The sequence below is a fragment of the Paraburkholderia dioscoreae genome (assembly GCF_902459535.1).
Taxonomy (GTDB): domain Bacteria; phylum Pseudomonadota; class Gammaproteobacteria; order Burkholderiales; family Burkholderiaceae; genus Paraburkholderia; species Paraburkholderia dioscoreae.
Genome location: NZ_LR699553.1, coordinates 1,673,343 through 1,694,731, shown reverse-complemented (window position 1 = coordinate 1,694,731; position 21,389 = coordinate 1,673,343). Strand labels below are relative to the sequence as shown.

General features: G+C 64.7%; 12 protein-coding genes and 1 riboswitch. Of the genes, 5 read left to right on the top strand and 7 right to left on the bottom strand.

The window, feature by feature from the left end:
- Positions 1 to 17 precede the first annotated feature (17 nt).
- Positions 18 to 9,554 (bottom strand): two-partner secretion domain-containing protein, encoded by a 9,537-nt coding sequence (locus PDMSB3_RS07515; RefSeq protein WP_165185604.1) that lies wholly within the window; start codon positions 9,552 to 9,554, stop codon positions 18 to 20.
- Between the two features lie 158 nt (positions 9,555 to 9,712).
- The gene (locus PDMSB3_RS07510) at positions 9,713 to 10,180 is read right to left on the bottom strand and encodes an Lrp/AsnC family transcriptional regulator (RefSeq protein ID WP_011487821.1); all 468 of its coding nucleotides are present in this window, start codon (positions 10,178 to 10,180) and stop codon (positions 9,713 to 9,715) included.
- A gap of 238 nt (positions 10,181 to 10,418) precedes the next feature.
- On the opposite strand from PDMSB3_RS07510, the gene PDMSB3_RS07505 reads away from it, so the two are divergent.
- Positions 10,419 to 10,994, top strand: a complete 576-nt coding sequence (locus PDMSB3_RS07505) for a cysteine dioxygenase family protein (protein ID WP_165185601.1) — start codon at positions 10,419 to 10,421, stop codon at positions 10,992 to 10,994.
- Here PDMSB3_RS07505 and PDMSB3_RS07500 read toward each other — a convergent pair.
- The 4 genes from PDMSB3_RS07500 to PDMSB3_RS07485 form a co-directional block, all read right to left on the bottom strand.
- On the bottom strand, positions 10,991 to 13,624 hold the full coding sequence (locus tag PDMSB3_RS07500) for a mechanosensitive ion channel domain-containing protein (protein ID WP_007182329.1): 2,634 nt from the start codon (positions 13,622 to 13,624) through the stop codon (positions 10,991 to 10,993). The genes PDMSB3_RS07505 and PDMSB3_RS07500 overlap by 4 nt on opposite strands.
- A gap of 143 nt (positions 13,625 to 13,767) precedes the next feature.
- Positions 13,768 to 14,415, bottom strand: a complete 648-nt coding sequence (locus tag PDMSB3_RS07495) for an NAD(P)-dependent oxidoreductase (RefSeq protein ID WP_165185599.1) — start codon at positions 14,413 to 14,415, stop codon at positions 13,768 to 13,770.
- 155 nt (positions 14,416 to 14,570) lie between these two features.
- Complete coding sequence (locus tag PDMSB3_RS07490) at positions 14,571 to 15,026, bottom strand: Rrf2 family transcriptional regulator (protein ID WP_007182331.1); 456 nt, start codon at positions 15,024 to 15,026, stop codon at positions 14,571 to 14,573.
- A gap of 87 nt (positions 15,027 to 15,113) precedes the next feature.
- Positions 15,114 to 15,584: a hypothetical protein gene (locus PDMSB3_RS07485; protein WP_007182332.1), complete on the bottom strand. Its 471-nt coding sequence runs from the start codon at positions 15,582 to 15,584 to the stop codon at positions 15,114 to 15,116.
- Positions 15,585 to 15,902: 318 nt separating this feature from the next.
- On the opposite strand from PDMSB3_RS07485, the gene PDMSB3_RS07480 reads away from it, so the two are divergent.
- Positions 15,903 to 16,484 (top strand): DJ-1/PfpI family protein, encoded by a 582-nt coding sequence (locus tag PDMSB3_RS07480; protein WP_165185596.1) that lies wholly within the window; start codon positions 15,903 to 15,905, stop codon positions 16,482 to 16,484.
- Positions 16,485 to 16,627: 143 nt separating this feature from the next.
- Complete coding sequence (locus PDMSB3_RS07475; RefSeq protein ID WP_007182334.1) at positions 16,628 to 16,954, top strand: hypothetical protein; 327 nt, start codon at positions 16,628 to 16,630, stop codon at positions 16,952 to 16,954.
- A gap of 5 nt (positions 16,955 to 16,959) precedes the next feature.
- Here PDMSB3_RS07475 and PDMSB3_RS07470 read toward each other — a convergent pair whose 3' ends face one another.
- Positions 16,960 to 18,741 carry a sensor histidine kinase gene (locus PDMSB3_RS07470; protein WP_165185594.1) on the bottom strand — a complete coding sequence of 594 codons (1,782 nt, stop codon included), beginning with the start codon at positions 18,739 to 18,741 and terminating at the stop codon, positions 16,960 to 16,962.
- Between the two features lie 402 nt (positions 18,742 to 19,143).
- On the opposite strand from PDMSB3_RS07470, the gene PDMSB3_RS07465 reads away from it, so the two are divergent.
- A complete protein-coding gene (locus tag PDMSB3_RS07465; protein ID WP_007182336.1) occupies positions 19,144 to 20,331 on the top strand; it encodes an ammonium transporter in 1,188 nt (395 codons plus the stop codon).
- A gap of 164 nt (positions 20,332 to 20,495) precedes the next feature.
- Positions 20,496 to 20,557, top strand: a riboswitch (Fluoride riboswitch).
- A gap of 75 nt (positions 20,558 to 20,632) precedes the next feature.
- The gene (gene crcB, locus PDMSB3_RS07460; RefSeq protein ID WP_007182337.1) at positions 20,633 to 21,013 is read left to right on the top strand and encodes a fluoride efflux transporter CrcB; all 381 of its coding nucleotides are present in this window, start codon (positions 20,633 to 20,635) and stop codon (positions 21,011 to 21,013) included.
- Positions 21,014 to 21,389 lie beyond the last annotated feature (376 nt).

Below are 21,389 nucleotides of genomic sequence, written 5' to 3'. Positions count from 1 at the left end.
TCGAAGGTCCCATATTGCTACCACTTGATTCCGGTTTTGCCTTGATCGTTAGAGAAGCCCCAACCCACTGACGCAGGGTTGTCGGTCTTGCCCACATTCGTACCTGCACCGAATCCAATGACGGTTGCAGTCCCATTCCCAGGTGACACCATAATACCGCCGCCCAAACCACCATATAGAGCGGAGCCACCTCCTGCATATCCGCCGGCGAAGTTGTTCGTCTGCCCTGGTCGGACCGATGTCGTGTTGAGATAACCAGCGGAAACATTGACACCAGCGCCTACGGAATTCGGAATGCCCAAATTCACACCGTACCCAAAGAACGCATTCCCATCACGCGTGAACGTCCCCCACGCACTGCCCACGAAGTAGTCCACCTGGAAGTTCACCATGTCCGGCGCTCGGATCAAGCCCGGATTCGAGCCAGTGGTGGTTGGCTGGTACGACAGTCCGCTATCCTGCGCCCCCTTTGCAATATATGCCTGCAAATCGGGATCGCCCGGCCCAAGGCTTTGCGCCCACACCTGTTGTCCCGCCTTGTTCACGCCATAAGGTTGCCAGTCGGTTCCATCCTGCGGCTGCACGCCAGTGGCCACCCGAACACCACCCGATTCAGTTTGCCCGTTCACCGTCAGGTCCATCCGCGCCATCTGGTTTTCCACGTCCTGCTCGCTGTACTTGCCGCCGCTCTCGTCGGCCAGCTTCTTCGCCAACGTCTGTTCCTTGGCCTTGCTGTCCTCATGCAACTGCCGGTTGTACCGATCCGCATTCGACGCAGCAAAAGCACCTGCACCACCCCCTACAGCCGCTCCCGCCGCCCCCGCCACCAGATTCGACACAACCTGCCCGAGCATCCTGTCAGCCGTCGCATTGCCAGTCGGATCCCCATTGGCAATCGAATTACTCAACTCATTCAACCTCGGCGCGAGTCCAGCCGAAACCCCCGCACCTGCCGCCCCGCCGAGCGCGCTGCCAAAGTTGCCACCACCCAGCCCGCCAAGCACCGCGCCCGCCACAATGTGCATACCGACGCGATCCGCGCCCCCTTCTCCCCAGTCCGCCGCATCCTGCCCGTATTGCGCCGCCGTGCCGGTTTCACCGAGCGCGTTCGCCGCCTTCGCTCCATCAAGCGCCGCTTTCTGCTTGTAGTCCGCGTACGTGCCGATGTCCTTCGCCACCGCTTCCCCTGCCGCATTGGCCGCGTTCATCACATCAGCCTGATTGCCAAGCACCGTGTTCACGTCAGGCAGCTTCGACACCGTACCGTTCAGGTTCGACGTATCCCGGTTCAGGCTCGCCACTTCCTGCTTCTGATTCGCGGAATCGGTAATGGTAATCGTGCCCGCGCTCACGCCGCTCTTCGTCGTCGCACTGGAACTGCCGCTTGCCGACTGACCCAGCATCGGCATGACGCCCTGCGTGCCCGCACTGAAGCCGCTTGTCGACGCGCTGTAGTCCGAATGATTCTGCATGTCCGAGTACGTCAGCGTACCCGTGGCAAGGGTGTTCTTCGACGGGTCCGCATCGCTGGCAATGTACGCGCCCTTCAGATCCGTATTGCCTTTCACGTTCACATCAAAACCACCGGAGCCTGCCTGAATCCCGGCCTGCCCGTTCACTGCGGCATAGTTGCCGTTCGCGCTGCCGTGCTGGCTGCTGAAGGTCGCGCCGCCCCCGCCCTGGCTGATGCTGAAACCACCGCCCGAGCTTTGCTGATGCGCGCTACTCACCGTCGTATCCTGCACCGAGGCAATGTTCAGGTTCCCGCCCACATCCGCAGAAACGTGATTGCCCTTTACATTCGAGCCGACGATGTTCGTATCGCCGCCGGAACTGATCGATACGTTGTTGGCCGCGCTCACATGCGTGTTGTTCTGCATCGCCGCATCCGAATTCGCATCGCCGTGCGCCTTGCTCATCGACGCCGACACACCAAAACCTTTGGTGCCGTACGAAACGCCCACGCTCGCACTGCTCGATTCGTTGGTGCTGCGCGTCGAATCGGTGTTCGTCGTGTTCAGGAGATTCACATCGTTCTTCGCGCTCAGCATGACATCGTTGCCACTGACACTCGAACCGGCGACCGTCACGTTGCCATTATTCGACGACGCTGCCCCATCACCGCCACCGGTCGCGGTGAATGATGCCATGCCACCGGCCTTGACGGTCGAGCCGGTCTGCGTGGTCTGGTCTTCCGTGAAAGTGTTCTTCGTCCTGCTCGTGCCGTAGCTCAACTGCACGCTGATATCCGGAGCACCGCCACCCGCCAGCGACCCGACCGCGCTGCCGGCGTTGCCGACCGCTGCAATCGTGTGCAGGGCCTTGGCCCGTCCATCCTGACTGCTACCCGCCGCCTGCGACTGCTGGATCGCGTTATTGATCGCATCCCCCACACTACCGCCCAGCCCAAGCGTGAAGCCGCTCGTCTTCGTCTCCTGCGTCTCGTCATGGTGATTCGTACCCGTCGCCGCATCGATCGTGACGCTCGCCGCCTTGCCCGTCACATCCCGCGCCGCGATCACATCGCTGCCCGTGATATGCAAACCGTTGCCCGCCGTCATCGTCACGCTGCCGTCCGTGCTGCCCACCAGACTGCCGTTCTGCGTGACCGAGTTATCGTTCGTCGTTTCCTTCCGGTCGCTCGTGCCGTACGAAATGCCGGCGCCGCCCGTGCCGCCCAGACCCGACTTCTGTTCCTGGTGAAAACGGCTGCTCTGACTGGTGTCCTGCGTCGTCGTCACCGTCAGATCATGCCCGGCCGACAGCGACATGTCGTTCGTCGAGGCGACTGTCGAGCCCGCAATCGTCAGATCGTGACCGGCATTCGCACTCACCGTATCACCCGAGACCGTCGAGCCAACGGAGATCACCTGATGCGACGATGTCTGGTCGGTCGTCTTGTCGCTCGACATGAAGCCCGAGCGTTCATTGTGCGACCAGCTCTGCGAGTCGTGCGTTTCGGTCACCGCGCCGATCGTCACATTGCCGGTCGCCGCCAGCGTGGCGGCGCCTCCGCTCACGCTACCGTCTGCGGCACTCGACCCGGTGGTCGCGCTCGACCCCAGCACCGTGAGATTGCCTGCGCCGATGGGCGCGTCCGCCGCCGCGACGATGCCATGCTCCGACAGCAGCGCAGCCGCCGCTGCCGTCTGCCCGGCCCCGAGCGTCAGATCTCTGGCGGCGTTCAGGTTACTACCCTGCGCCGTCTCGTCGTAGCTCGAACCGGTGTGCTTCGACTGCGGGCCGCCGAGCGATTGCTCGTTGTGCGAACGCGTGTCGGTCGCGGCGGTCAGCGTCAGATTGTTGGCGGCAATCATCGCTGCATCGCCACCCGTCCTGACGGTCGCATTGGTGAGCGTCGTATTGCCGCCCGACACCGTGGTCAGGTTGCCGCCCGTCGTGATCGTGCTGCCGACGTTCTGTGTCGTGGTGGTATGCCCGCCGTTGAGCCCGTCGTTAGTACCCGCATCCTGCGTCGCGCCAAGCGTCGTCGTGCCGACGTTGATATTGCGGCCCGCGCCCACAAAGGCACTATTGCCCGACTCGATGGCGGCGCCGGCGAGATTCACATCGCGCTGCGCCAGCACCACCGCATTCTCCGACGCCGAAATCGTGCCGGTGGCCAGTATGTTTTGCGAAGAAGCGCTGGACGTGAAACCGGCCTGCTGCAGTGTGTTCGACACACTCGCGGTCGCCGTTTCGTTGATCACATCGCGCCCGGCCTGAACCACCGTCTGCACCCCGCCGATGCGCCCGCTCGTGTTGCGCACGTCCTGCACGGCCGACACCACCGTCGTGCCGCCGCTGCCGATCACACCGCTATTGACGATGTTGTTGCCGAGCACCGCAGTGGCCATGTCCCCCACAATATGACCGCTGTTGCTCACGTCGCCGGTCGCATTCAGGCTCACCGCGTTACCGGCGACCAGCGCGCCGCTGTCCTGCAGATCGACCGTGTTGGCCTGTGCCAGATACAGCTTCGGCACGAGCACGGTCTGCTGGGTGCCGTCGGGCAGCGTCACGGTCTGCGACACGAGCCACACCAGGTCGGTTGTCAGCTGCTTCATCTGCGCGTCGGTCAGGCCGATGCCCGGCGTGAGTCCGAACGACTTCGCATACGTGACACCGCTGTTCATCAGCGCCGTGTACTCATCCAGATTGTCCGAATAGCCGGCGAGGAACGTTCGGCCGGTCAACTGCGTGACCTGGTTCATCACGAGTTGCTGCTCATAAGCCCCGTCGCCGAGGCGTTTCTCCGTGGTCTGCGGGTTCAGTCCCAGCGCGCCCAGCAGATAGTCGCTGGAGATGAATTTCGTGTAAGTCGTCAGGCGTGGATCGGTTGCGACCAGATACGTCGCCCCTGGCGCGGTCTGATACGTGTACAGGCTGTTCACCGGCAGCTTCAGGTTCGGGATGCCGCCTGCCGCGCCACCGAGTGTCTGTGGACGTACGGTGAGGCCGCTCACGCCTGTGGCAATGTTCGCGCTCGCCGTCTGGCCAGTCACGCCGCCTGCCGTGCCCGCGTCCGCGGCCTGTCCGTTCACGCCGCCGAGTTGCGTGCCCGTCGCGTTGCCGCCCGTCACGCCGGAACCCACGACTGTCTGGCCGACCCGGTTCACACTGGCGACGCTGATGGTCTGGCCGCTCGTCTGCACCGCGCCGTTGGCGGTCGCAATCGCGGGCAGCGCCGCGACCGTGGTCGTGCTCTGCGTGATACCGTCTTCGACGATCTTCGTGTCGTCACTGCCGCCGGTCTTCTGATGCCAGTAATAGGTGGACTGTGTGTCGGCGGTCACGGTCTGCTGCAGCACCGTGCCTGAGTCGTTCACGCTGCCGCCCACGGCGCGGCGAATGAGATTCCCGCCCGCGGTCATGGTCGACGATTGGTTGTTGATCGCGCCACCGTCCGAATTGATCCGGATCGAACCCTGCGCCTGCAGAAGCGCGGGCGTGCCGGCGCTCAGCAGCTGGTCAGTCGATGTGGTGCTGGTCGATACGCGCTTCATCTCGACGTAGTCGTGATTGTCCGAACCGAGATCGGTGCGCACGGTCACGTTGTCGGGCCGGATGTTCGTGGCGGGGTTGTAGTCCGGCCACAGCGTGATCGTGTAGGTGCTGCCGTTGTCGGTGATGCCGTTGTAGTACTGGGTTGCGTTGTTCGTGATGGTGCGCGTCTGCGAGACATGCTGCTGGCTGCAGAAATCGTGGGTGTTGCAGACCTCGACCAGCGGGGTCGAGGTACTGATATACGTATCGGTCAGCGGCTGCGTAAACGACAATGTCTGCGCGTTGGCATCGAGGCTGGCGACCTGCGATTTCGGGACCGTGACCGTGATCGGATGCATCAGCGCACCGATGGTTGCCGTGCCGATCGCTCCGCCCCGCCAGTTCCACTGCGGATAGACCGAACTGTCGTAAAAGCCGAGGTCATCACCGGAGAGGCCTGCGGTCCACAGCGTCAGCGTGTTCGTCCCGGTGTTCTGCGGCGTGCCCGCCTGCGTCTGAACCCCCGTGCGCAGGTTGTTGACCGTGCGAGCGGCGATATCCACGTCACCCACCGCCTCGATTGTCGCGGCGCTGTTCGTGAGCGTCCCCGTCTGGTTCGCGAGCATGCCCGAGCCGTCGCGCGCGCCATCCTTCGCGATCGCGAGACTGCCGCCGCTATAGATCAGCGCGCCGTCCGAATTCGTGACCGAGTTCGACGCATAGATGTTCAGACTCTGAGCGGCCGCAATCGCCGCGGCCGCGCCGGTATTCTGCACGTCCGCCGCGTTGACCTGCACGGTGTTGCCGATCAGCGTGCCGGTGTTCGCGAGCGTCGCACTGCGGGTCGTGACCGAATCGCCCTCGATCCTTCCGGCATTGGTGAGCGTGCCCGTCGCATTGACCGTGGTCGACGCCGAGTTGATGTCCGCGCCGGCCGCATTGACCACGTTCGCGCCGCTTGCGCTCAACGCACCGCTCGCCGCGAGCGTGCCGGCGTTCGTCAGCGCGCCGGTGGCCGACACCGTCATGTTGCCGTCCGCACGCAGGCTGTTCGACGCGCCGTTGGTGTAGTCGCCCGTGACGGCGAGCCCCAGATTCCGGCCGGCCGTCATGGTGCCATCGCCGCTGACCATGCCGCTAGCCGTGATGTCGCGATTTGCCCTGAGCGCGCCCGCCGAATTCGCGAGCGACGCCACCCGCACCGACACGTCCTGGCCGCCTTCGAGGCGGCCACTGTCGTTGATCACGCTCGCACCGGACTGGTTGAGGTTCAGCGCCGTACCGCCGTAGATCGTCCCGCCCGAATTGTTCACCCGGTTCGTGACGTTCAGGCTGGCCACGCGCGCGGCAACAAATTTTGCGCTGGCGGTGTTGGTGAGCGTCTGCGCGCCGAGCGTCACGTCGCCATTGCCGCCCATCGTGCCGGCGCTGTTGGTGATGCCGGTCGCGGCCGTAATGGTGGTCGCGCCGCTGCCGCTATTCGTGAGCTTGCCCGAGGTGTTGTCGATGGACGAGGCCGACACGGTGGCGGTCGCGGCATTGCCGGACGCGCCGTTCACCGAAATCGTCCCGCTCGTATTCGAAAGCGCCCCGCCTGCGTTCACCGACAGATTGCCATCGGTCTGCACGCACCCTTGAGTGTTGTCGAACGCGCCCTGGGTGGTCGCCGTCAGGCCGGCTTTACCGTACAGCGTGCCGCCGCGGTTCGTCAGGCTCGTGTTCGCATCGACCTGTGCCGAGCCCTGGGCGGACACGGCGCCGTTCGAATTATCGAGACTGGCCGAGCGGGCGATGAGTGCGCCGTTGGTCGCGATCTGCCCGGCCACATCCGACAGCGCGCCAGGCGTCGTCACATTCAGCGTGCCGGTGCCGGCGTGCTGGATCGAACCGGCGTCGTTCGTGATCGACTGGCCTGACACGGTCAGGTTGGTCGCATTGGTGGCAAGCGTGCCGCCGGTGTTGTCGAGCGTGCCGCCGGCCGAAAGCGTCTGGTCCGCGCTGCCGTACTGGGTGAGGCGGCCGCCGCGATTGCTCAGGTTGCCGCTGCTGGACAGCGCCAGCGTGTCGCCTTCGATCGTGCCGTTCGAGTTGTCGACGGACGCGCCGCTCACGTTCGTAGCCGCACCTGAAAGCGTGCCGTTCCGGTTGTCGACGACGCCAATGCCTGACGCGACCAGCGCGCCGCCGGCGACGATGCTGCCCGCGTGGTTATCGAGCGTCTGCGCCCGCACGGTCGCATCACCCTTCGCGCTCAGACTGCCCTGATTCGATACGGCCGCGCCGGTCACGTCGAGCGTGCCATTGGTCACCAGCTTGCCTGCGCTGTTCGACAGATTTCCCGTGGTAGTCACGGCCAGCGTGCCGCTACCCGCGTGCTGGATCGAACCGGCATCGTTCGTAAGCGATTGCGCCGAGACGTCGAGGTCCGTCGCGTTCGATGCAATCGAACCCCCGGTGTTGTCGAATGCGCCACCTGCGAAAATGCGCTGCGCCGCATTGCCGGACTGGCTGATATGGCCGCCGCGATTGGTCAGGTTGCCGCTACTGGACAGCGTCAGCGTATTGCCTTCGACCGTGCCGCTGGAATTGTCGACCGACGCGCCGCTCACGGTCGTCGCCGTTCCTGAGAGCGTACCGTCGCGGTTATTGAGCGCGCCCGTGCTGCTCGCGCTGAGATTGCCGCCCGCCGTGACGCTGCCCGCATGATTGTCGATCGACTGGGCGTGAAGCGATGCGTCGCCTAGCGCGTTGAACTGCCCCTGGTTCGCAATCGATCCGACCGACACGCCGAGCGCGCCGTTGCTGCCGATCACGCCGCCTGCCGCGCCCGTTGCAGTGATACCCGGCGCATTGACCAGCGCGCCGGTCGCCGTGACGCTCTGAGCGCCGTTGCCGAGCATCACCACGCGCCCTGCGGTATTGTCGATCGAGGCCGCGCCAAGCGTCTGGTTTCCGGAAGACTGGATGATGCCCTGACGGTTGTTCAACGCACCGCCGGTACCGATGTTCAGCGTCGACTGCGAGATGATCTGGCCGCCCTGATTCGACAGCGCGCCCGCCGCAACCGTTTGCGCACCGGCGGAGGAAAGCGCGCCGTTATCGTTCGTCAGCGTCCCCCGCGCGGTGGCATTGATCGCACCGCCCGCAGCGACGCTCGCGCCCGCGAGACTCATGTCGCCAATGCTGGCCAGCAACGTGAGGTTGCCGTTGGCTGAAGTCTGGCTACCGCCGAGGCTCAGCGCCGCGCCGGTCAGCGTCGCATTGCCGCCTGCGGCAGTGTGTCCCGTCGCACCCAGCGCGCCCGAAGTCGCGACCGTCAGATCGCCTGCATGACCGATCGACCCGTCGCCGTTGATGCCCGCGCCGAGCGTGCCGCTCGAACTGAGGCTCGCAGCGCTGATGTTCGTGTTCTGCTGCGCGGCGAGCGTGCCGGTGTTGGACAGCGCGCCCGACGTATTGACCGCCGCTGACTGCTGCGCGTATGTCGAGCCGCTGTTCTGGATACTGGCCGCCGTGGCGGCGAGATTGCCGCTTGCCGTGGTCTTGCCGGCAAGCACGAGCTGGCCGTTCGATTGCAGCGTCAGGTCGCCCGCCTGCGCGGCGAGCACGCCTGCATTCGAGACGCCCACGCCGTACTCGTTGCTCGCCAGAAAAATCCTGTTCGCATACATGCCGCCCAACTGGCTCACGTCGATCGAAACGGCCGGCAATGATCCGCTGCCCGCAATAGGCGTGGCAGCCAGCGTATCGTGATCGACGTGATTCGCGCCGGCGACGACATTCAGCGTGTTGCCGTAGATCGCCGCGTTCGCCGCTACGGCTCGCGCAATCAGGTCCACCTGGTCGACGTTCGATGCGTTCAGCCCCGCGCCCTGGACCGTGATCCGCCCCGCCGTAACATCGAAACCGGTCAGGGCGCCGTTCCCGCCATAGGTCGGATTGCCTGTGGTGAGAATCGCCCGCGAGGTGTTGATAAAACCGCCGCCGTCCAGAATCAGACCGGACGAATTTGCAATCACCACCTCCGCGCGCCGGCCCGCCACCTCGACGTACCCGCGCAATTGCGAGGGATTATTGCTGTTGACCTGATTGACGATGATCGACGCGGACTGCCCCGGCAGGTAGTTAGGATTACCGTTGATATAGCCTGCCTGCTGCGTATTCACGATCGTCGGTGAATTGTTCAGGATCGCGCCGGGGCGTTGGACGTCGAACTGGCCGTACGTGTTGACCGAAACGCCGGCAGCGGACGGCCGGTTCACGTTCACCTGGGGAATCCCGCTCTGCGTCTGGATCACCGACGGCGCGTGCGCGCCGCCCGGCACGATCTGCGCGTGCGCCTCGGGCGTGGAGATGACGAGCGCGCCGGCGAGCGTCATCGCGCCAAGCGCGGCATGACGCAGCGCCAAGCACGAAAGCGACCGGCGCAACACCGTCTGGCGCGCGGCCTGCCGCGCCGATCCGGTTTCTCCCGATACTGTGTTACCTGCCGCCGTGGCGGTTTCCGATACCGCGACCAGCATGCCCCGAAGCCGGCTGAAGATCAGCCTGTAGGTCTTTTTATTCATTATGGGTATTGTTACGACGAAACTGAAACTTTTCGTAACATACACCAGAGTCAGTCCATTTATATCAAGGACTGGTAAAAAAATCGCCAGTTATGAACAATGTTAACTGAATATTGACACTCCTGACCCAAATCGCATCGGGCTCGCCAATGCAGGGCCTACACCGTATAGCGCACCGGCAAAGCCGTCGAATATTTGATCTGCTCCATCGCGAAGCTCGAACTCACGTCGTATAGCGGCACGGCCGCGATCAGCAGCTTGTAGACGCGGTCGTAGTCGTCGATATCGGACACCACCACGCGCAGCAGGTAATCGGTTTCGCCGCTCATCCGGTACACCTCCACGACTTCCGGAATGTCCCGCACCGCACGCGTGAACGTCTGCGCCCATTCCTCCGTGTGCTGATTGGTGCGCACCGCGACGAACACGGTCGTGCCCACGCCGAGCTTGCGCGCGTCGCAAAGCGCGACCTGCGCGCGGATCACGCCCGCCTCTTTCAGACGCTGCAGCCGCTTCCAGCAAGGCGTTTGCGACAGGTTCACGCGTTGCGCCAGCTCGGCGATCGGCATGGTCGCGTCCGCTTGCAGCAACTCCAGCAGCTTCCGGTCGATGATATCCATTCCCATCCTGACACCCCCATAGGAAATTATTCTACTTTTCCGATTCCAGGGGGAATTATATGGAAACTCTTTCTCTGGGCAAACCGGTATAAATATCGCTATCCAAAAATAACCGACAAGCAGCCCCGGCGGCCGCCCAACGACCATGAGCCAAGACTTTCACACAGCGTCACCGACGCGTTTCCCAGTCCAACAGTCGCAGTCCGCCAGAGCGCCTCAGGCCGCCTCGCGCGATCGGGCCGACATGCTGTTGTACGGCGCGCGCAACGCGCCCCTCGCGCGCCTGTGCGATGCCCTGGATGCGATGTTCGAAGCCTGCGGGCCATCTCCGGAACCGTCTGAGTCAGCCTTCTTCGCGCGCAGCATGCGCATTGCGCTCGCGGACGCGGCGGCGAATCCCGACCTGCTCACGGCAGCGCAGCGCGAAGGCTCGGCGGAGAAGTACCGGCGTCATCTGCTGGCTGCGGACCCGTACGGCCGCTATGCGATCGCCGCGCTGGTGTGGCTGCCGCAGCAGGCAAGCCCCGTGCACGCGCATCACACATGGTGCGGCTACGCGGTGATGGAAGGCACGCTGAGCGAAACGGTATTCGAGTGGAACGGCGCACGGCACTGCGCGAGCGCCACGCGCACACAAGCACGCAATCGGGGCGCCGTGTCGTTCGTGCGAGGCGGCCGTGGCGGGATTCATCAACTGGGCAATCGCAGCGACGAGCCTGCCGTCTCGCTGCATATTTACGGCGTCGCGGGTGCGCAGATCGCGACGCACGTCAACGACGTGGTGCGCGTTGCCGACTGTGGTCACGACGCCCGCAGCTAGGTCTTCCCGCCCGCCTCGCCGGCTGTAGGAATCTGCGGTGGAACCGGCGCTGTCTGCCCGGTCGGCGGCGGCGCCGGCCGTGGTTCGTGCGACACGTCGCGCGCCACCGCAAGCGGCGGATGCACGGCCCGCGCCGCCGATGCGGACGCCGACGTCTCCGGCTGACTCTCGGCATGTCCACGCGGGCCCAACCCCGACATCTCGTCGTCCTGCAAAGGCTGCCCTTCGCTATCCTTCGACGACGTATACACACGCATCTGCGGCACCGGAATCTCGATGCCCGCTTCGTCCATCTTGCGCTTGAGACGCAGATTGAACGCGCGCGCCACGCTCCATTGCTGCAGCGGCCGCGTCTTGATCTGTCCTTTCACGACCATCCAGTTCGGATCGAAACGGTCCAGTCCCCACACCTCGATCGGTCCGAGCATCTCGCGCCGGTAACGGAAATCGGCCATCAGATCGGCGCCGACCTCACGGATCAACTGCGTGATCTCATCGACGTCGGTGGAGAACGACATGCGCACCTCGAACACCGCATACGCGAAATCGCGCGACAGGTTCTTGACGATCTTGATCTGCGAGAACGGAATCGCGTGAATCGCGCCTTGCCCGTCGCGCAGCCGCACTGTGCGGATCGACAGATGCTCGACCGTGCCCGCGTGGCCGCCGTCCACGTCGATCCAGTCGCCCACCGAAATCGTGTCTTCGATGATGATGAACAGCCCCGTGATCAGGTCGGTCACGAGCGACTGGGCGCCGAAGCCGATCGCGAGGCCGATCACGCCGGCGCCCGCCAGCAGCGGCGTGACATTGATGCCGAGATTGGCCGCCGTCACGATGCCGGCGATGGTCATGATCGTGACGAGCAGCACGTTGCGCAACAGCGGCAGCATGGTGCGGGCGCGCATGCTCGGCACGCGCGACTTGTTGCGCGGCCCCCCCGGATTGAGCGCTTCCGTGATCGCGGTATCGACCAGAATCCACAGCAGCCACGCAATGAACACGGTGGCGATGATCGCCGTCACCGCATGCGCGATGCCGCGCGCCGCCACGTTTTCTTCGACCACCGCAGCCAGCGAGACGCCCCACAAACGCGCCGCGAGTTCAAAGAAAAACAACCAGACAAACAGCGTGACCAGCGTGCCGAAAAAACGCAGCAGGCGCGTCAGATACGGCGAGCGGCGCCGCGTGCGCGCGCTGCGCGGACGCGTCAGGCGCAACACGATGGCCGACACGAAAAAGGCCAGCACCAGCAGCAGCGCGGTCACCACCGAGATCTGCAGCACGTTTTCGTTCGAACCCGAGCCGCCGAGCGTGGCAACCACCGACGCGGTGGCGAGCACCAGCACGGGCACGTGCCACAGCGCGGCGAGCACGTCGAAGGCGTCGGTCGCGGCCTTGTGGGTGGTGCGCTGCTCGTAGGGCCGGTTGCGGATCAGGTGCGCGACCGGACGGCGAAACGCGAGCGCGAAGTAGCCGGTGAGGACGGCGGCCGTCATGTTGGCCGCGGTCGAAATCAATGCGGCGAGATTCGGCCCGAGCTGATGCGCGACGTCGTAATTGACGGCGGCGTCGCCGAGCGCGCCGCACACGCCGACCACGAACAGCACGCGCCGCGCATGATCGATCAGCAGGCGCACGGCGATCCGCCGATGCCCCGAGCCGAACAGCGAAAACATGATCAGACAGATCGCCGAGAACACCGCACCCGCAACGATCGCATAGGCAACCACCATGCCGAGCGTGCGGCCGAGCGCGTCTGGCATGGCGCGCACGAACAGCAGCGCGGCGAGAAAGGCGATGATCCACGGCCCGACGCGGCGCAGCGCGAAGATCAGCAACTCGCGCGTGGTGGGGTTCGGATTGAGCCCCATGACGATGCCGAAGCGCCGGTACAACCGGTGCTGCACGTAGATCAGCGCGCCGGCGCACGCGCCCCAGCCCGCCAGCATCGCAATCATCGAGAACACAATGCGGCCGAAGCTCTCGTGCCCCTGCCCCGAAATGATCGTGTAGAGCTCGTTGCCGGCGGCATTGAAGCGTCCGCCCCAATAGCGGACCGGCGTGCGCCCTTGATGCACGTCGGATTCGAACGACGCAATGCCGGACGCGATCGCGCCGAGCAAGCCAGGACTCGGTTGCACGGGCGCGGCCGGCGCGACGTTCTGCGAGACGTCGCGCAGTTTTTTGAGCTGGGCGACGAGCGCGGTGCGTTGCCGGTCGTTGTCGAGCGTGGAGATCACGCTGTCGAGCGAACGCGCCAGCTCCGCCTGACTCGCCGGCGAGGGCGCGGACGCCGCCTCCGCCGCCGATGCGCCTGAAGCAGGAGACGCGGGCGCCGCGGTCACCGTCGCGCTGTTGATCAGACTCTGCAGGGCCGGAATAACCGGCGTGCCGGTGGCCGCGCCGGCTGCAAGCGCATTCGCGGGCATCCCGCCAAGGCACAGGATCAGCGCGGCGCAAAGCGCTGCGGCCCATGCGCCAAGCCGCGCCGCGAGTGGCGGGCGCACGGCGCGGCGCGCGTCGCGCTCGCTACGGCAAGGGGAAAAGTGGAAGGCGGCGTGAGTCGCCGGCTGCCCGCCGTTGAACGGCGCAGCCCCGGACTCACGCCGCAACGGGCATGACTGCATGGCAATCCGTAGGAAAACGGGAGACGCCAGTGTAGCCGCAGTTTCAACCAGAGCAACCTGACATGCGTAACCGAATGTTAGGACGCTTGCGCGGCCTGCCCGCATGGAAGACCGCGCGCGCCCCACTCAGCCTCGTTTCGGGCTCAATAAGCGGCCGTCGCGATCTGACGGACGAAATGGCCTTGCTCCAGTTCATCGACGAAAGCGATTGCGAAATCTTCCGCGGAAATGCGGCTATCGCCCTCGGCGTCGGTCAGCAAAGTGTTGGCGCCCGTGCGGAATTTTCCCGTGCGCTCGCCCGGTGCGATCAGCGCGGCCGGGGCGAAGAAGGTCCAGTCGAGGTCGGTGACGCCGCGGTAGTAAGCGAACGCGTCCCGATGCGCGAGCGCGATCGCCTTGTAGGCATCCGGGAAGCCTTCCGCATCGACCAGTTGCTTGCCCGGCGCCACTTCGAGCGAACCCGCGCCGCCCACCACGACGAGGCGCTTCAGGCCCGCCGCGCGCACGCCTTCGACGAGCGCACGGGTGGCCTTGCCGAGCGCCGCGAGGTCGTCCTGCGGCGGCGCATAGGCGCTCGCCACCACGTCGTGACCGCGCACCGCCGCGCCCACGCTTGCGGCGTCGAGCAGATCGGCTTGCGCCGCTTTCAGATTCGCCACACCGGCCGGCACGCGCGCCGGATTGCGCGCCAGCGCCGTCACCTGATGCCCGCGGCGAGCGGCTTCCGCGGCAACCCGCGAACCAATCATGCCGGTGGCGCCGAACAACGCGATCTTCAACTGTTTGCTCATTTTCAATGCTCCTTCATTGATATATATGTAACCATATTGATTACATATAACCGGGAAAAAAGAGGGGCATGAGCCCCCGTTCGTCGAGAAGCGCGTGTTTCGATTGACCGGCACGCGCCCCTTTCTTCCTGCTTTCCTGCTGCCTTTTTGCTACCTCACCCGTGCGAGCGTTTCTTGCGTTCGCGCAGCTTTTCGGCGCGCACCACGTCGGCTGTGGCGTCGGCCAGCGTACGCGCGCCGAGCGAAGCCTCCATAGCCTGCTGCGCTTCGTCGATGATGCCGCGCAACACGCCCTGAATGTTGCGCCCGACCATGCACGCCGGATTCGGCTCCTCGCGATGCAATGCGAATAACTGCGCGTCATCCACCGCACGATACACCTCGAGCAGGGAGATGTGTTCAGGCGCCCGTGCCAGCAGCGCCCCGCCGCCCGCTCCCAGTTGCGAAGTGGTGAGGCCCGCTTCCGCCAGCATGGTCAGAAGCCGGCGGATCAGCGCGGGATTCGTGTTCACGCTGCCCGCGATCATTTCCGACGAAAGCGGCACGCCCCCCTGCAACGACAGCAGCGCGAGCACATGCACCGCAAATGCAAACCGGCTACTCGTGTTCACAGTAAACCCGTCCGGCAACGACAATATGTAACCATAGTAATTACATTTAATCCGGCTGTCAAACGGCCATGCGGTCCGGCCGGCATATCACTTGTCCATCTGCTTTTGCGCGTCGCTCGACTCGCCCGAGGACGAAGCCGACGCGTTCGCCGACGACGCCGAGCTCTGCGCCGACCACTCCTGGAGCTTGCGCCCGGCCGATTCGAGGCTCTGGCCGGTGAGCGACGCGGCCTTGCCGAGTTGCGCATTGGTGGCGCTCGCCGCACTCTGCAGATTCGCCTGCGCGGTCGAAGCGAGCGCGCTGGGGTCGATCCTGATCGACGGCGCGGAAGCGGATTCGAGATTCTGCTGCGCGGCGGATTTGGTCGCGTCGACCTGCTGGCCGACGTAGCTGGCCGCCTGATCGAGCTTCTGACCGGCGACCTGGGCCGCGTCGTTGAGCTTGCCGGCGACCTGGCCCGCGGACGCGTCGTTCTTCTGACAGGCGGCGAGGCCGCCGAACACGACGGCCACGAACGCGGCACGGCGCAACAAAGATGAATGGATAGGTAAAGTCATATTTCAGTGTGAGCCGCGTCGAGCGGCTTCCGCATGCGAAAACGCGCCAATGATACGCCGTTGTGCTGCACGCGCTCTTCAGCAAGCTTCCCGGTACGCTCATCGGTGAAGCCTCGAAGCCCGCTCGCCCGAAACCGCGTTATGCGCTCAGGCCCATGTGGGCGTCGAGTTCAGGGACACCGGGCGCGAGCGCCATTCGATCGTATCCATTGCGTGATCCGTCGCGGTTCTGTCAAACGTAGTGGAGTAGACTGCTTGAGCTTATAGGTGCGTCAATGACGCATTCGCTGTGTTCCGTTGATCAATTGGAGGCATACGATGGCGGCAAAGAAAATTCTGTTTCTGACCGGCGACTTCGCCGAGGATTACGAAACGATGGTGCCGTTTCAGGCGCTGCAGGCAGTTGGCCATGTGGTCGACGCAGTCTGCCCGAACAAGAAGGCCGGTGACCGGATCAAGACCGCGATTCACGATTTCGAAGGCGATCAGACCTATACGGAAAAACCCGGCCATCAATTCACGCTCAACGCCACCTTCGAAGACGCCGATCCGCGCCAATACGACGCGCTGGCGATAGCAGGCGGCCGCGCGCCGGAATATCTGCGGCTCAATCCCAAGGTAATCGAAGTCGTGCGGCAATTCGCCGAAGCGGGCAAGCCGATCGCCGCCATCTGTCACGCCGCGCAACTGCTGGCCGCCGCCGACGTGATCCGCGGCAAGCGCATTTCGGCCTACCCGGCCTGCGCGCCCGAAGTGAAAATGGCGGGCGGCGAATACGCCGACATTCCCGTCGACGCCGCGACCACCGACGCCAATTTCGTCACCGCCCCGGCGTGGCCCGCGCATCCCGAGTGGCTGCGCCAATTCCTCGTGCTGCTCGGTACACGCATCGAGCTCTGATCCCTTCTGCCTGATCCATACCGGCGAGCGCCCTGCCCTTGCGGCAACCCGCGCTCGTCAAAACTCATCCCATTTGAGACTAGTCCGATAGTTTGCAACGGAAGCCTTTCCTATAGTCGCCGGCTGACTTGGGAGTGTTTTCAATGGAACTGACCGACTGGATCGTGATTCTCGCCGTCGTGCTGCTGACAATTGCCTTTTTCTGCGGACGCGCGCCGGCCAACTGGTCGAGTGAAAATCGCGCGCGACGTCTGGCCGGCATGCGCATGCTGGTTCAGGCCGCGTGGTCGATGTGGGCGGCGCTGCTGCTCGTCGCGCGCGGCCTTTTTGCACTGAACGGAATACACGGCGTGCGCCCCACGCCCCTCCAGCTCATGGCGGGTATCGCCGTACTCATCGCTTGCGGCTGCTACTGGTCGATTCGCGGCAGGCAGTTGCTCAAACCGCGTCGTCTCTTTACCGCGTCGTAACCGAGCTAAGGCGTACTGATGCCGGGCTTGGCATCGGCGGCATCGGCGGCATGCGCGGCGGCGCTGCTGCTGCCACTGCTGCTGCCAATGCTGCTGCCGCTCTTTCGATCACGCTCCTCCAGGGCCGGGCGGGCGTCGCGAGCGGCCTGAACACCGGGCGCCGTCGGCGGCCCTTGCGTACCGGCAGCCAGTTGCGCGATCCGCGCGTCGGCTTCAGGCAGCGACAGATAGAACGTCGTGCCCACGCCTTCTTTCGACTCCGCCCACACGCGCCCGCCGTGCCGCTCCACCACGCGGCGCACGAGCGCGAGGCCGATGCCCTCGCCGGCCGCCACATTGCCGTGCAACCGCTGAAAGGCGTTGAATAGCCGCGGCAAGGCAACCGCCGGAATGCCCAGGCCGTTGTCCCTCACATAGAAGATCCGCAGCGAATGCACGCCCGGCGGCGCCGGCGTCGTACCGATCTCGATCCTGCCCTCCCGTGACGGATCCAGGTAATTCACCGCGTTGCCGATCAGATTCGCGAACACCTGTTCCAGCGCGGTAGGGTCGCCCCATACCGCAGGCAATTCGTGCACGTGGACGTGAGCGCGCCGCGCCCGGATCGAGCCTTGCATCGCATCGATCACGCGCGGCACGATATCGCGCACCTCGACCTTCTGCTGCCGGTACTCCACCCGGCCCACGCGCGACAGCCGCAACAGCGCGTCGATGATGTGCGAGGCGCGCAGCACCGCCGTCTGCAGATAGTGCAGCGCTTCGCCGATATCCTCGTCGACCACCCGTTCGATGCGCTGCCGCGTGCCGGCCGCGAGCGACGACTCGCGCACCGCGACGCGCAGTTCGTCGCACGCGCGAATCAGCTCCTTTGAGAAGCCTTGCAGGTTCACCAGCGGCGCGCGCAGATCGTGCGACACGCTGTAAATGAACATTTCGTTTTCCTGAGTCTGCTGACGCAAGGTCTCGTTGATGCGCGCGAGTTCGCCGGTGCGGCGCGCCAGATCGGCCTGGAAGCGCGCCTGGATGCGCTCGGCTTCGAGCAGGCGGCGGCTCGTCTCGTGCAAGGTCAGATCGAGGCGGGCGATTTCATCGCGTCCCGGACCGATCGGCGCCAGCGGTTCGTTGCCCGCGAGACGCCCGGCGTTATCGGCAAGGAGCGCGAGCCGGCCGCGCACACCGCGCGTGAACAACCAGACGGCCAGCGCGACGAACAGCAACGAGCCGAGCACCGCCGCGACCACCAGGGTTTGCTGCCGCTCGCGCGCGGCGTCGGCGGCATTCGAGCGGAGCGTGTCGAGACGCCGCTCCTCGGCCTGGAATGCGGCGAGCTGCTGACGAAACCGGTCGAGCACGTCGGTCGGCGCGAGATCGCGAAAGCGCGCAAGCACGTCGCGCCGCCGGCCGGAATGCAGCATGTCCTGAACGCGGTCGGACCATTGCCGGTAGGCCTGCACCGCCTGGCGCACCTGAACCACGCGTTCGACCTGCGCCGGATTGTCGGCGACCAGATCGGCCAGTTGGTCGATGCGCCGGTCGACGTCCATCCACACCGTTACCGGTGTGGCGAAATGGGCGTCGTTGGCGAGCACCGCCCCGCGCAGCGCCACGGACTCGCCCAGCACCGGGTCGAGAATCGCGGTGGTCTGACGCAGCACGTCCTGGCTATGGATGGCCCAGCGCTCCGCCTGCGCCGCGTCCGACTGGGCCTTGACCAGCCCGGACAACAGCGCCAGTTCGAAGACGGCCGGAATCGCGATCAGCAACAGGCCTTTGGTGGTCAGTCTCATGCGTGCGCACTGGAGGTCGGTGGCCGGCAGATCATGCTCGGGGACGGCACATTATGTCGGCGATTACCCAGGAAAACAAAGAGGGCACGCCATTGACCAGGCATTTGCCGCAAAGAATGCCGGATGAATGTCGGCCCCACGTTAGGGTTTTGAATTAAACGTAAATGAAATCGAATATTTTGCCCATTTTTGGTTCGCTCCGCCCTTGGTTACGACGTTATGCACACTAACTGTGCCGGCTAAAGCCGCAAAAATGTGCAAAGGCGTGTCCGCAGCATTTAACAAAGCACCCAACCAATCCCATCCCGGTGCCGAACTGCACCGTATCGACGCGTTTTGGCACAACTTTGGCCCGCTTCTTGCATTCATTGCCCGCTTTTTTGTCATCAGCAGGACACATCGATGGAAAGTCTTAAAACCGGCACCGATACCCTCTTCCTCTTACTCGGCGCCGCCATGGTGCTGGCGATGCACGCTGGGTTCGCCTTTCTCGAACTCGGCACGGTGCGCAAAAAGAACCAGGTCAATGCACTGGTCAAGATTCTGGTGGATTTCTCGGTCTCGACGATCGCCTACTTCTTTATCGGCTACGCGATCGCCTACGGCGTGCAGTTCTTCGGCAGCGCCGAGTCGCTGGCGGCACACAACGGCTATGCGCTGGTGCGCTTCTTCTTCCTGCTGACCTTCGCCGCCGCGATTCCCGCGATCGTCTCGGGCGGCATCGCCGAGCGCTCGAAATTCAATCCGCAACTCTTCGCGACGTTCGTGCTGGTCGGCTTCATCTACCCGTTCTTCGAAGGGATCGCGTGGAACGGCCGCTTCGGCATCCAGAACTGGCTCGCCGAGGTGTTCGGCGCGCAGTTCCATGACTTCGCCGGCTCGGTGGTCGTGCATGCGTTCGGCGGCTGGGTCGCCCTGCCGGCGGTATTGTTGCTGGGCGCGCGCCACGGGCGCTACCACCGCGACGGGGGCATCGCCGCGCATCCGCCGTCGAATATTCCGTTCCTCGCGCTGGGCGCGTGGGTGCTGGCGGTCGGCTGGTTCGGCTTCAATGTGATGAGCGCGCAGACCGTCGACAAGATCAGCGGCCTCGTCGCCGTCAATTCGCTGATGGCGATGGTGGGGGGCACCCTGACCGCGTGGCTCGCCGGCCGCAACGACCCCGGATTCACCTACAACGGGCCGCTTGCCGGACTGGTGGCGGTCTGCGCCGGCTCCGACATCATGCATCCGCTCGGCGCGCTGGTGACGGGTGGCATTGCCGGCGTGCTTTTCGTTTATATGTTCACCTGCGTGCAGAACCGCTGGCGCATCGACGACGTGCTGGGCGTATGGCCCTTGCACGGTCTGTGCGGCGCGTGGGGCGGCCTCGCGGCGGGCATCTTCGGCCTGCGCGCGCTCGGCGGCATGGGTGGCGTGTCGTTCGGGGCGCAACTGGTCGGCACGCTGGGCGGGATTGTGGTGGCGACGCTCGGCGGCGCGCTCGTGTACGGCGCGATCCGGCTGACAGTGGGCCTGCGGCTCGACCAGGAAGACGAGTACAACGGCGCCGACCTGTCGATCCACAAGATTTCGGCGACACCCGAGTAAGAAAGCTTCGGCGGCGGTTTTGCTTCGCATGAGCGCACTGGCGGCTCCGGCTCCCGCACGTGCGCCTCGCCACCGGGCATGCCGGATCCGGGCGGACAGCGCGGGCCGGCGGGCTGTCCGCGCCCACGCCGAACTGTCCCCACATGCCCTCGCCGGTGTTAGACTCCTGCGCTGGAGATGGCATTCTCCTTTAACCGCCCTTGTGGCTGATGATGCCTGCTCGCCCGGATGATTGCGGACGCAGCATCGCGCTCCATGCTCAGCCCGGTTTGTCGACACCCCCGGTTTTGCCAGGCCTCCCATGTATTGGTCCATTCTCGCCGTCGGAATCGGCGGCGCGCTCGGTTCGTTGTTTCGCTGGTTTCTGGGCATCCGCCTGAACGGCCTGTTCAGCGGCTTGCCGCTCGGCACTTTCGCCGCCAACGTGATTGCCGGCTACGTCATCGGCGTCGCCGTCGCAGGGTTTGCGCGGGCGCCGCAGCTCGCACCGGAATGGCGGCTCTTCGTCATCACCGGCTTGATGGGCGGTCTGTCGACCTTCTCGACTTTTTCAGCGGAAGTCGTGCAGCGGTTGCAGGACGGCCGGCTCGGCTGGGCTGCGGGCGAGATCGTGATTCATGTGGGTGCGTCGCTCGTGATGACCATTCTCGGCATCGCAACGGTGTCGTTGCTGTCGCGCTGAAAGCGCCACGCGCCGCGCCACTCCAGGCGCGGATGCTCCTCTCCTCCGATCCACCCGACTTCCTACGGCTTGCCATCAGTCGGGTTCGCAAAGGCCTATTGGATCGAGCGAAGCGGGAACAACTTGCCTTCAGCGAGAACTGAAGTTGAACGGCGATGTAACGTGAACTAGCCTTAACGTCTAGCCGGAAGCAAGACTCTGGTATAGAGCCTGCGTTGAAAGTGCGGCTCTTCTGCAACGAGTATTTGAGCTATCCGATCCCGGCTCGCGCTGCAAGCCGCCAATGCAGGAGACAGGTTCGCGTCAGGAGGTCTGCAGTGTCGCGCTCCCGTAGTTTCCTGCGGGGCGCGAACCTGGCAGGCGACATGGTCGCTGT